This is a genomic window from Streptomyces sp. PT12, from assembly GCF_003311645.1.
GTDB lineage: Bacteria > Actinomycetota > Actinomycetes > Streptomycetales > Streptomycetaceae > Streptomyces.
Genome location: NZ_QEST01000033.1, coordinates 1 through 11,356, shown reverse-complemented (window position 1 = coordinate 11,356; position 11,356 = coordinate 1). Strand labels below are relative to the sequence as shown.

15 protein-coding genes and 1 pseudogene are annotated in these 11,356 nt (G+C 66.9%); 4 read left to right on the top strand and 12 right to left on the bottom strand.

The features are described from left to right. From DEH69_RS03795 to DEH69_RS03755, 9 genes and pseudogenes are all read right to left on the bottom strand, one after another. A pseudogene (locus DEH69_RS03795) lies at positions 1-697 on the bottom strand (N-terminal phage integrase SAM-like domain-containing protein); the annotation flags it as partial. After that, positions 685-894: an excisionase family DNA-binding protein gene (locus tag DEH69_RS03790; protein WP_113685441.1), complete on the bottom strand. Its 210-nt coding sequence runs from the start codon at positions 892-894 to the stop codon at positions 685-687. The pseudogene DEH69_RS03795 and the gene DEH69_RS03790, both read right to left, overlap by 13 nt. Further along, on the bottom strand, positions 891-2,201 hold the full coding sequence (locus tag DEH69_RS03785; protein ID WP_113685440.1) for a replication initiator: 1,311 nt from the start codon (positions 2,199-2,201) through the stop codon (positions 891-893). The genes DEH69_RS03790 and DEH69_RS03785 overlap by 4 nt, the downstream gene beginning before the upstream one ends. A 117-nt stretch (positions 2,202-2,318) precedes the next feature. Continuing rightward, positions 2,319-2,513, bottom strand: a complete 195-nt coding sequence (locus tag DEH69_RS03780) for a hypothetical protein (protein ID WP_113685439.1) — start codon at positions 2,511-2,513, stop codon at positions 2,319-2,321. Positions 2,514-2,530: 17 nt separating this feature from the next. Continuing rightward, positions 2,531-2,716 (bottom strand): mobile element transfer protein, encoded by a 186-nt coding sequence (locus DEH69_RS03775; protein ID WP_113685438.1) that lies wholly within the window; start codon positions 2,714-2,716, stop codon positions 2,531-2,533. Between the two features lie 19 nt (positions 2,717-2,735). Continuing rightward, positions 2,736-3,308 carry a DUF2637 domain-containing protein gene (locus DEH69_RS03770; protein ID WP_113685437.1) on the bottom strand — a complete coding sequence of 191 codons (573 nt, stop codon included), beginning with the start codon at positions 3,306-3,308 and terminating at the stop codon, positions 2,736-2,738. Positions 3,309-3,370: 62 nt separating this feature from the next. Next, complete coding sequence (locus tag DEH69_RS03765; protein ID WP_113685436.1) at positions 3,371-4,717, bottom strand: FtsK/SpoIIIE domain-containing protein; 1,347 nt, start codon at positions 4,715-4,717, stop codon at positions 3,371-3,373. Between the two features lie 5 nt (positions 4,718-4,722). Next, complete coding sequence (locus tag DEH69_RS03760; protein WP_113685435.1) at positions 4,723-5,073, bottom strand: hypothetical protein; 351 nt, start codon at positions 5,071-5,073, stop codon at positions 4,723-4,725. Positions 5,074-5,257: 184 nt separating this feature from the next. Next, on the bottom strand, positions 5,258-6,046 hold the full coding sequence (locus tag DEH69_RS03755; protein WP_113685434.1) for a GntR family transcriptional regulator: 789 nt from the start codon (positions 6,044-6,046) through the stop codon (positions 5,258-5,260). A gap of 87 nt (positions 6,047-6,133) precedes the next feature. On the opposite strand from DEH69_RS03755, the gene DEH69_RS03750 reads away from it, so the two are divergent. The 4 genes from DEH69_RS03750 to DEH69_RS03735 are packed head-to-tail and all read left to right on the top strand — an operon-like array spanning position 6,134 to position 8,010. After that, the gene (locus DEH69_RS03750) at positions 6,134-6,565 is read left to right on the top strand and encodes an NUDIX hydrolase (RefSeq protein ID WP_113685433.1); all 432 of its coding nucleotides are present in this window, start codon (positions 6,134-6,136) and stop codon (positions 6,563-6,565) included. A 58-nt stretch (positions 6,566-6,623) separates the two neighbouring features. Next, a complete protein-coding gene (locus tag DEH69_RS03745; RefSeq protein ID WP_258534411.1) occupies positions 6,624-7,028 on the top strand; it encodes an ATP-binding protein in 405 nt (134 codons plus the stop codon). Between the two features lie 5 nt (positions 7,029-7,033). Next, complete coding sequence (locus DEH69_RS03740) at positions 7,034-7,402, top strand: hypothetical protein (protein WP_147255385.1); 369 nt, start codon at positions 7,034-7,036, stop codon at positions 7,400-7,402. After that, the gene (locus DEH69_RS03735; RefSeq protein WP_113685430.1) at positions 7,399-8,010 is read left to right on the top strand and encodes a hypothetical protein; all 612 of its coding nucleotides are present in this window, start codon (positions 7,399-7,401) and stop codon (positions 8,008-8,010) included. The genes DEH69_RS03740 and DEH69_RS03735 overlap by 4 nt, the downstream gene beginning before the upstream one ends. A 402-nt stretch (positions 8,011-8,412) precedes the next feature. Here DEH69_RS03735 and DEH69_RS03730 read toward each other — a convergent pair whose 3' ends face one another. The 3 genes from DEH69_RS03730 to DEH69_RS03725 all read right to left on the bottom strand — a co-directional run bounded on the left by DEH69_RS03730 (position 8,413) and on the right by DEH69_RS03725 (position 11,176). Continuing rightward, the gene (locus tag DEH69_RS03730) at positions 8,413-9,543 is read right to left on the bottom strand and encodes an ImmA/IrrE family metallo-endopeptidase (protein WP_147255383.1); all 1,131 of its coding nucleotides are present in this window, start codon (positions 9,541-9,543) and stop codon (positions 8,413-8,415) included. Beyond that, positions 9,503-10,297 (bottom strand): hypothetical protein, encoded by a 795-nt coding sequence (locus DEH69_RS30915; RefSeq protein ID WP_147255381.1) that lies wholly within the window; start codon positions 10,295-10,297, stop codon positions 9,503-9,505. The genes DEH69_RS03730 and DEH69_RS30915 overlap by 41 nt, the downstream gene beginning before the upstream one ends. A 246-nt stretch (positions 10,298-10,543) precedes the next feature. Beyond that, on the bottom strand, positions 10,544-11,176 hold the full coding sequence (locus DEH69_RS03725) for a hypothetical protein (protein WP_113685428.1): 633 nt from the start codon (positions 11,174-11,176) through the stop codon (positions 10,544-10,546). Positions 11,177-11,356 lie beyond the last annotated feature (180 nt).

Sequence of the window (11,356 nt, the reverse complement as noted above, 5' to 3'; positions counted from 1 at the left end):
CGTACAACGGGTCGCCGTTGCCCGCCGCCTGCTCCAGAAACCGGCTCGCTTCCGGCACCGACCACGGCTTGATCTTCCGCCGCCGGGGTTTGGGCACCTTGACCAGCCCGGCGACGTTCCTGCTGATCTCCTCCTCGGCCACGGCGTGGGTGAGCGCGGCCCGCAGCGCGTCGCGCGCCGCCTGGACGACGCGACGGGACGGGAAGCTCTCGCAGCACTGCCCGAGAGCACAGCAGCGTTGCGCCTTCTCCGGGTTGGCGTGCGTCCTCGGCCGCTTGGCGTCCTTGCCCTGGGCACAGCACTGGCAGGTCTCGGCGAGCGCGCCGAGCCACTCCCGCACGTCCTTGACGGTCAGCTTGTCGAGCCGTTTCGTGCCCAGGCCGGGCGCGATGTAGAGCCGTACCGAGCCCTCATAGGAGACATAGGTCAGCGGCGCGAGATGCGGCTTCACGATCGAGGTCAGCCAATAGTCGAGGAACGCCGCGACCGTCCGATGCCGCGTGGCCACCGGCCCCTTGGTGGCCTCGGCGTGGAGCTTGACCCACTTCTCGTGGACGACCGTGCGCGTTGGCCCGTAGACGTACTTCCGTTTCCGGTTTCCCTCGGGCGTGGTGACCCAGACGTAGGCGGCGAAGCCGTTGCGGTAGGGGTAGATGGAGCCCTCGCCGTTCCCTCGCTTGCCGCTCACGCCGCCCACTCCCTGGCGGCTTCGTCGGCGCAGCGCTGGACGTATTCGTCCACCCAGGCCGGGAGAATACGGCGGTTGCGGCCGACCTTGACGGAACGGATCTCGCCGGTCGCGACGAGCATCTTGGTCTTGGAGAGTCCGAACCCGAGCATGGCCGCGACTTCGGCCGTGGTGTGCCACTTCCGTGTGATGGTCGCGGTGGTCATGCGGTCGATTCTCCTTCGGTTCCGGGGGCAGGGGCGAGTGAGGCGGACAGCCACTCTTCGGCATTGCTCAGTCCGGTTCCGGCGTAGGCCCAGTGGTCGAGGACGAACGTCGTCTCTTCCGGGTGGGTCTCGTTGGTCTGTGTGCGGCGCCATTCGGCGCGTGCGTCTCTGAGTGCGGTGAGGGTGGTGGAGTAGTGGCGGGATTTGGTGGAGAAGTGGCCGCGGAAGCCGAGCATGTGGGCCCAGGCTCGGAGGCGCAGGTGTTCCAGCTGTTTGCGGGCCCCGAGGGCCCATGCGGTTCGGATGAGTTGGCGGGCGTGGTCGGTGAGGTTCATCGGGGCGAGTTCGGCGAGGAACTTCAGGGGGCGGTCAAGGGTCCCGGTAGCTGCTTCGGCGCCCTTGGTGGCGTACTTGGCGATGTAGCCCGCGACGGCTTGTTCGGTCAGTTCCTCGTCGCCGTCGAAGTCGGCCGAGTGGATGGTGCGTATGTCGAGTTGTCGCCCGAAGCCGAAGGAATGCGTGCGTCCGTCGAGGGCTGGCCCGTTCACCACGGCTGATGCGGCAGCAGTGCGGATGGCGTCGGTGAGCAGTACGGCCGTGGCCCATTTCGGGGGCGGTGTGTGGCCGCCTTCCGGTCCGTCGAGCCGGATCACTGCATGGAAGTGCACTGCCCCGCGTTTCTGGTACTCGGCGACCTTGGCGAAGGCGACGCGGGCGTGTTCGGCGAAGGCGCGTTGGGTGAGTCCGGCGCGCTTGGCGATTTCCCGGCGGAGGTAGACGGTGAAGCGCCGCCACAGGGCGCCGGCGTGGGCGTTCCACAGCACGGCCGCTTCGTAGTCGTACCGATCCGGATCGAGGGGTGTGCCGAGTAGCGCGTCGTCCTGGCCGTGGATGTGTCCGCAGCGGCAGGCAGGGCGGTTGGTGGGGCGGTTGTGGACGGGGCCGAAGCTGGGCGCGGTGAACGTCGCGAACACTCGCAGGTGCGACGCGACGTGTTCGGGGGTGCCTTTGCCGCCTTTGAGTCCGGCGGTGATGAGGTGGTAGGTGTCGCGGCGGTAGGTCTCGGCGCAGGCGGGGCAGCGGGTTGCGCGGCGGTTGTTGCAGCGGGTCAGCAGGTGCCCGGCGGGCATGTCGCCCGAGACCAGGGTGCGCACGGCTTCGCCGAGCTCTCCGGTCGTGGTGTCGATGTGGTGTTCGGTGCGGTGTCCGGCGAGGCGGATGGGGCGGGTGCAGCCGCCGAGGGTGGCGAGTTGCTGGGCGAGGGCGGGCAGGGTGCCCGTTGCGGCGAGTTTTCCGAGTTCGGGCAGCGGTGCGGGGGTGGTGCGGGTGATGATGGGACTGCTCCTTCGCTGGAGTGGGCCCCGGGGCGGTGGATGCTTGGCGGTATCGGTACCGCCCCGGGGTCACCGGTCTCGGCTAGTTGTCTAGTTGTGTTGGTCGTTGACGATGTCGACTCCGGACCGCGTGCCGGAGTCGATGGCGGGGGCGATGAAGGTGTCGGCGAGGTAGAACCCGAACAGGGCGACCACGAGGACGATCCAGGGACGGACGCCGAGGAACTTCATCAGGGCCCAGGTGAGCAGGCCGAGGACGACGACGAGGGGCAGGTTCACGGTCACGGCGGGCGGGTCTCCGTTCAGCGGGCCGGGCAGCGGTGGGTGCGGGCGGCGAGTTCGGCGGCGGAGCGGGTGTCGTACTCGGCGGAGAATCCGCAGCGGGGCGCGGTGCACGCGGCGGTGTGCTTCTCCTGGCCCCGGTGGTCGTTGGCGGTGCCGACCTCGACCGGGCCGAGGCGGGCGACATTGCGGAAACGGCGCAGCACGGGCGTTCCTCCTTTCCGTTCAGAGCTGTTGGGTGATGGCGTCGGCCAGCGGCATCGGGACGCCGAGGCGGGCGCGCAGGGTCGGGGCGTCGATGGCGTGGCCGGTGCGGACGTGGTGGTCGGCGGCGACTTTCCGGGCGTGCGTGAGCAGTCCGGTTGGGACGCTGACGTCAGGCGCGGCGGTGAGTTGGGGTTCTGGCTCGGGTGGGGGTTGGTGTTCGGCTGGTTGGGGTGTGTGGGCGAGGAGGGTGCCGCCGAGGAAGGCGACGGCCGGCCATCCGGCGACGAGGATGCGTAGCCAGGTGGGGACGTGGTTCATGTCGAGGAGTCCGGCGGTGGCGATGTTGGCGCCGAGGGATGCGGTGAGGGCGATGAGGAACCAGCACCACCCCGCCGCCTTGCCCGTTGTGCTGGTGCGCAGGCGTCGCCAGGCGGCGACAAGCAGCAGGTCAACGGAGACGGGGTAGGCCCAGGCTTTCCAGCCGTCCTGTCCGGCCGCCGCCGCGAGGTCGTGGATGTGGGCGAAGGACAGCGCGGCGGCGATGACCGCCTGGACCAGCACCGCATCCACCCGCCCCAACAAGGCACGCATCGAAGGGTCCTCCTTCCTGTTTCGGGCATGGCTCGGGTAGGGAGTTGGCGAGTGGGGGTGGCTCAGGCCGCAGGCTCGACGGCGGAGCCCCGCACGAACGGGCGGAACGGCTCCAGCACCGGCACGTCCGGCACAAGGTGCCCGGACTCCGCGCAGCGCGCAGCGGCGTCGGCGAGGGTGAGGTACGGCGTGCGAATGCGGGACCAGCCGCCGGAGGAGTCACCGGCAACCGCAAGCCCGGGACGCTCAGCCGGAATGGCACAGGCAGCCATCACAGCGTCGGGGGCGATGTCACCCAGCGCCATCTTTGCGGACGCCTCATCGTTCACCCGATGACAGACCCGACCGGTGAGCTGGGCGCGGAGCATGGTGGCACCCTTGCCGAGTTCGGCGCCGAAGCGCTGCCCGCAGACCTCCAGGTAGATGCCTGCGGCGCGGCCGAGTTGGGCGAGGCGGATGAGCTGGGTGACCATCTCGTCCCGCCGTTCCTCGTCCTTCCTGCTGGTGGTGAGGAACAGCTCTGCCACCTCGTCGATGAAGACCACGACCGGCACCGGCCGTTCATCCTCGGGCAGGCCCCAGACGTCCGAGGTGATCTCGGCGTCCGGCACGTCCCGGGGTATGTGCTGCCGGGCGCATATCAGGTCGTAGCGCTCCTCCATCAGCCCGACGAGCACGGGCAGCAGTTCGGCCGCCTGCTCCGGGTCGGTGGCCAGGGCGGACAGGCGGGGGGCGAACGGCGCCAGTTCGACCCCCCGCTTGCAGTCGATCCCGACCAGGGCCACCGGCTGAGGCGCCAGACCGGAGACCAGGTGCCGCAGATACATGGACTTCCCCGACAGCGTGGCTCCCAGCGTTAGTTGGTGGGGAATGGTGCGGTAGTCGCGGACGAACGCCGTGGCGTCCTCGCGCAGCGCCACCGGGACCCGCAGGAACCCGCCCTCGGATCTTCTGGGCATCCGCACCCTGCGCAGGACGTCGTAGCCGATGAGCCGCAGTTCGACCGTGCCCGGCTTGACCTCCGACACGTGGATGGCGTGCACGCCCCAGGCGTGCCGGAGCCGTTCCGTCGAGGCCACGACATCGGCCACCTCCTGACCGGGCGCGAGCCGCAGCCGGAGCCGCAACCCGGTCGAAGTGGGCCGCAGCAGGCCGCGCCGGGGCGGAACCGGCCGGACCTCACGGCGGGTTGCCGCCCGCACGGCCAGGGCCCGGAGCCGGGAGGGTGGGACGGTCAGGCCGCAGGCGTCCATCACCGACCCGTACGAGCCCAACATCCGGGCCGCCGAGACGGGCAGGCCCACGGCCGACCAGTACAGGTGCGGGTACTTGGCCCGGGTGTAGAGGGCCCCGCCACCGATCGCAGCAACGGGACCACCCACTCCCAGCAACGTCAGCAGCTCTGACATGGTGGTCAGGCCCCCGCCGCGACCGGGAAGGACGCCGGGGTGACGGCAGCGGCGCGGTAGGCGATGCCGTGGCGCTGCTGCCCGTTGAACACCGACTCCCACGGCCGCGCCACCAGCCCCGGCAACGCGACCGGACCACCCAAGGTCAGCCCCTCGGACACCCCGGACTCCGGAATGGTGACCTGGATCAGCGAGGACTCCCCGTCCTCGATGTAGACGACCCCGAGCCGCATCAGCGTCTCGCCGGTGACGGCGTCCTTGGCGATCTCCTCCGTCTGCCGGTCCCGCACCTTCGGCTCAGGAGCCTCGGTCAGCAGGATCGTGGCGGCGGAGGTCTCAACTCGAATGGAACGCAACGTGCCTTCTCCTTGTGTGGGTCGGGACCGGCCCATCAGGCAGCTAGTCGTCTAGACAAGATGCCGTCAACCGATCCCGTGCGGGTGGTGGCACGCTCCAGCATGCCACACACTCAGCCACTCGTCTATACGAGTAGGGGAGAAGGTGCATACGAGTCGCCGGACGCGACCGCCACACCCCTGCCTACGTGGCCGGGAGTTGATAGGCCAGCACATAGGCGTCGGCGGCCATGACCGTGTCGCAGACCTCGACCGGCCGCCCCTCGGTGTCGAACGCGGTGCGGATGAGGTGGATCACGGGCACGCCGGACGCGAGACGCAGGGTCTTGACCTCCGCCGGGGTGGGCATCCGGGCGCGGATCTCTTCCTCGAAGTGGTCGAGCCGGTGGCCCAGTTCCTCAAGGCGGGCGTAGATGCCGCCGGGGCCTGGGTTGGGCTCGGCGATGGGCGTGTTCCGGGCGAGGTCGAGCGGGAGGAACGAGGCGGCGAACTCTACCGGCCGCCCGTCCAGCAGGTAGCGGCGCCGCCGGGCCAGCACGCGGCGCGGGCCACCGAGCCGGGCCGAGACGTCCTGCGTGGGCCGTTCCTCCTTGACCTCCAAACTGTCGACCTCCGGGCGGCTCCCCGCGGCTTCCGCCTCCACGGTGAATGCGGACTTCCCCTGTTCGCGGTGGCGCCGGGCGAACCGGTCGGACGCCAGCCGCCGCACCGGGGGCCGGGGTCGGACGAAGACGCCCTTGCCGTGTTCGGAGTGGATCAGGCCCTCGCTCTGGAGGACGCCGATGGCGTTGCGGACGGTCATCCGGGAGACGCCGTAGTGCTCGACGAGTTCGGATTCGGACGGGAGCTTGGCGCCCTCCTTGAAGCGTCCCTTGTCGATCGCTTCCCGCAGCTGGTCGGCGATCTGGCGGAAGACCGCGCGGTCGCTGGTGGAGTCCAGCGCGCCCAGCACGCCGGAGGGGAGAGCTACCATGTCCGGTTACTCCTTTAGGTATCTAGACGAGAAGCTGTGTTCCGTTGCTACGGTGGAAACCCTAGCCATCAGGAAGAGGCCACGACAGTGAGCACCGACCGCCCCCACTCCGTGAGCGTCGCCGGAGTCATCATCGACGGCCAGGGCCGCGCCCTGCTCATCCAGCGCCGCGACAACGGGCACTGGGAGCCGCCGGGCGGAGTGGTCGAAGCAGGCGAGACCATCCCCGACGCCCTCTCCCGAGAAGTCCTCGAAGAGACCGGCCTCAAGATCGCCCAGCCCGCCGCGCTCACCGGCGTCTACAAGAACATGACCGGCCTGATCATCTCCCTCGTGTTCCGCTGCGAAGCGATCGACGGCCAGACCACCACCGGGGCCGAGACCAGGGCCCTGCGGTGGGTCACCCGCGACGAGGTCAGTGACCTGGCCGACGAGGCATACGCCGTCCGCGTCACCGACGCCATGAACAGCGCTTCTCCGCCGGCCGTCCGCGCGCACGACGGCGTGAGACTCATCTAGCACAGCCATCCTGTCCATAGCCGCCCACCAGCAGAAAGAAACTTGTATGCACGAGTATATGAGTGATTGGTTCGTGTGGGTAGTGGACTGCTCAGGACACTCCCCCGAGGAACTCGGCCGCGCCCGCCGCTTCGTCCGCCGAGTCCTCCACGACACCCCATGGGCGGATGACGCCGCGCTGATCGTGACCGAGCTGGGCACCAACGCCATCACGCACACAGACAGCGCGAAGACCACCTTCCGCCTGGTCCTGGTCCACGGCTCCGAAGGCATCAGCATCGCCGTCACCGACGCCGGAGGAACCACCACCCGCCCCCACCTCGAACACCCCGACACCACCACCGACCACGGCCGCGGCCTGGCCCTCGTCACCGCACTCACCACCAACCTCACCATCACGGGCAACAACCACGGCCACACCGTCACCGCCGAAATCCGAACCACCCCGACCACAGCGAGGTGACCGCGATGCCGACCAAGACCTTCTGGTGCGAAGCGATAGCCCTCAACTCCACCACCGGCCACCCCCACTGGCTCGGCGCCCACGCCACCAGCACACCCCGCCTCGCCCTGCGCTGGATACGCACCCGCGCCCTCGCCATCCGAGACCAGGTCGACACCCCCGAACGCTGGCTTATCGATGCGTGGCTCCGGGACGACCGCGAACACCAATACGCCCTGGACCTGCTGACCACCGGCGGCATGTACGCCCACACCATCCACGAGCACGCCCTGCACTACCTCCTCACCGCCCGCCCCATCCCGAGAACGGCCGCCCATCAGCCCGGAGACACTTGTATGCACGAGTACGCAAGAGAAGCCGCAGACGCCCGATGAACCCGACGATCGCCAGAAGGACGGTCCCCTACATCACCCAGTGGGACAGCGAACGCCCCGCAGACGTCCAGATCATCGAACGCCGGGGCCGCCTCGCCTACGCTGACGAACGTTCCTACGACCGCGACACCGGCGGCGTCCTGTGGCGCCGCATCCCCTCCACCCCAGGCAAAGGAACACCCGAGTTCGGCGCGGTGCACGCCCTCCGCCAACGCGTGGCCATGGCCGGCCTCCTCTGCCAAGTCTGCGGAAAGCCCGCCGACCGCAACGACAACGGCATCCTGTGGCTCATGGGCGAAGCACCCGACGCACCCGGTACCTGGCCCCAAGGACTGGAAACCACCCACCCCCCGGTCTGCCAACCCTGCGCGTCAGTGTCGGTCCGAGCCTGCCCACACCTTCGACAGCGCTACGTCACCTTGCGGGTCCACTCCTGGACCCCGGCGGGAGTTCACGGAGCCCTCTACCGCCCAGGCCACCAAGGCCCCGTCCTCACCGACGCGGCAGGCATCCCCTTCGACAACCCTGCCATACGCTGGATCATCGCCACTCAACTCGTCATGCGCCTCGACCACTTCACCCTCACCGACCCCAGCACCGGTCACTGAGTTACAACCTTCTCTACGTCTTCAAGGCGCCGCGCAAGCGCGGCGCGCACGGCAGCGGCGGCCCCCGGGCCGCCGCTCCTGTCTCCGCCCCGCTCCGGCCCGAGCCCGCCGGCCGCGCACCAGCTCAGGCGCCAACTCGGTTGCTGTCCCGGCGCCGACGGGGCCTGGGGGTCGGCTCCGCGGCTTTACGCACCTCCCGGGCTCGGGACCCGCGTCGGACAAGGCCAGGGGGCCACTCGGGCACAAACGCGGGCAGGACCAGCCTGCCCGAGTCGCCGGCCAGCGTACGGCCCCCTGGCCATGCCCGACCCCAACCCCAACAGGACACCGCCCAAACCCGCTCCACCGACCTGGCACTCGCCGCTGCAGGAACCTGGCCAGTGCCCTAACTCAGGGGCCGGGCTACTGAACCAACGACAGGTGGCCGTGGACTGCAGGAGCACTTCGCCCCCCCCCATCGATCGAGGAGATTGCAAGGCCAAAAACTAGTGCGTCTAGATCCTTCTCGCTGTCCTTGAGATCAGCAGCGATCTTACGCAAACTCCAGCCATCTTCACGAGCTAGGCGAAAGACATCGCCGAAGAACCGAGAGGTCTCTTGGGGGATGCCGTCAGGCTCATCAACGCGGTAGCCGAGTTGTGAAAGCTCAATGATCCACTGCCGTCTGACCCACTCAGAAATAAATTCCAGATGATAGAGTCGCTCCACCATTGCGACTGCCGAAACTTTCCAATATTTCTTTAGCGTGAACACATCGGCGAGTCGCAATTTTCCGATGACTTGCGCATAGAGGCCGTCAGCAGGCATCAAGAAGCTTGACGCGAAATCTTGCGCCTCCTGCTCGACCTGCCGAGATCTGTTCCTTCTTGAGTCTTTGTGTAGAAGTAGATGGCCAAGCTCATGCGCCGAATCAAATCGGATACGCTCCGCCGTTTTGGCTAGATTGAGAAAGGTGAATGGCCTCCCCTCGTACCTGAACGCGAAGGAGTCAATCTCCCGATCTGGTGTTGGAATAGAGAAGACTCTAACCCCCTTCCTCTCAAGCAGTGTGACCATGTTCTTGATGGGTTTCAAGTGAAGACTCCACGCGGACCTCAACCGCTCGGCAGTAGCTGACGGCGACAGGCCCTCAACTTCCGAGAAATCTGGGAGATCTGCGCCCGGCGTGCCGTAGCGCCTATCCACCCAGCCGCTAAATTCGACACCGAGAGAACTGAGGGAAAGAATTCTGCGTACCTGTCTAGCGGTCATAGTCGACAGCGCTCGAAAGGTAACCCAACCCTCCTCGATTTGCGGGGCGTCATCGGCATAGAAAAAATCCGTCGGAAGATCAAGAATGCGGGCGAGTTGACCAATCGGAGGTGAGTCAACCTCTCCGGCTTCCCATGCCGAGACAGCTCTCCGGGAGACGTTACACAGCTCAGCCAGCCCTTGCTTGGTTAGACCTCTCCTTTCGCGAGCCGCCGTGAGGCGGGTGCAGTTGAACGAATGTTCAGGCGGTCCGGCTGACCAATGATTCTCCGTCTTCGTCATCGTCGTCCTCGTCCGGTTCGATGGGCGCAACCGCTCCACTGGAGGGAACGGGGTCTATGAGAATCCTTTCGACCCACTCGCCAACGAGCCCGTCTTTCCGTACCTCGACCGGAAGGGAGACTTCGAGTCGAATATGGTCTTCATCTGCGAAGACGACCAGAAACCATGTCGAACATGCCTCGTCGGCGGGAATCTCTTCGGCCAATACAGGCAGATCGAGCTCAAGCGCTAGCTGAACGTAGGCCGCGTTTCGCTCTACGCGCTCCTTAGTCTTTGGGCCGCGCTTACGGGTGAGCCGAGGGTCTCGTTCGCCGTTGATCCCGGTGTATTTATCGCCAGCCACAACTGCGAAGGCCAGTTCTCGCTGCCCTGAGTAGACCGTCTCATAGTTCCCCGTCTGTCCGATACGCCAGCCTTGGCGCACCTTGAGGAGCTCGCGACGCAACGAAGCCAGCGTCTCCGCCCACATGGTCACACCAGGGAAGTTCCGTGGGTAGAACTTAACCGACACGCGCCTGCGAGCGTCATCCCCCCTCGTGACGCTGCGACGAACCATCTCAACGGAGAGGCCCATCTCGGACAGGCGTGCATCCGCATCACGCGGCAGAACGATCTTGCTGCGATCGGAGTGACTGTACTCACGTCGTTGGATCACATCGTCTCCCTGCTGGACTTCTCCAAATCTTACCTCAAGTGAGGCGAAGTTTGAGGAAGTTGCATCGGCTCGTCGTGGACGGATGCCAGCGAAGGACATGGAACCTCAGAGGTCTGACACTGACTGTGAGTCACCACGGCCGCCTACTTCGGTGAGAGGGACGCCTGGCTGAGTTCAAGAGCGGGGGTGTTTCCTCCCGCACCAACGAAATGGACGACCCCGCGGTACAGCAGTGGAGTGCAGCAACCAGCTCGACCACGGCCGACGCTCAACAGCCCCAGGTGACCGGCTGATCAGCCACACAGAGCTCAACGACCACCCCGCCCGTAGTTCGCCACAAGGAGGTTAGCTTCCGTCGGCGGGGTCACCCCAGTACCAGGGGACGGCGGGTGGTTGCCATGGTTCCCCGTCGGGTCGGTCGAGGATCGGTGGATTCACGCGGTCGGGGAGAGCGCTTCCGTCGACGAGCGCTTCTAGTGAGTGCTGAACGTAGCGGAGGTAGTGCTTTACATCTCGTATCTGTCGTACCCGGTTCCCCGAGCCCACACTTCGCCATCCGACGTCGTAGGCCAGACGCACCAGTTCGCGGTAGCGCTCACGCGCCTCCTGATCATTGATCGCGTAGAGGTCAGTGATCATCCCGCGACGCACGGATTCCATGGCTTCTAGACAGTGATCGCGAGCATGGCTGCTGAGGTAGGGAGTCTCAGCGGATACGTCGGGTAACGACGGCAGCCAGGCGTACAGGTCCGCCAGCCGTTCAAGGAGGGTCAGTGCCGCGTCGCTCGACCTGGCGCGGACCTGGCTCAGTTGGTCGAGTCGCAAGCTGGCCGCGTGCTCCGCAGCGGCGAGGGCGGCTTGCGCGGTGATCGAGCGGTTCGTCTGCCAGCGCGCCACCAGGACGGTGATCGCTCCGCCGGTCAAGGTTCCGGCCAGTGCGCCCAGTGACTGTGAGGCGAGATCCGTCCAGTAGCTCATACTGCATGGCTTCACCGCAGTACAGCAGTTCAGTACAGCAACCGCGATGTCCGGCAGCGGCCGAACGTGGCTCGTGTGAGCCCAGCCGCGACCGCAACGACCGCAGATGACCGGTCCGTTTTGAGCTACGGATCAGAAGGTTGCAGGTTCGAATCCTGCCGAGCGCGCACCAGGTCAGAG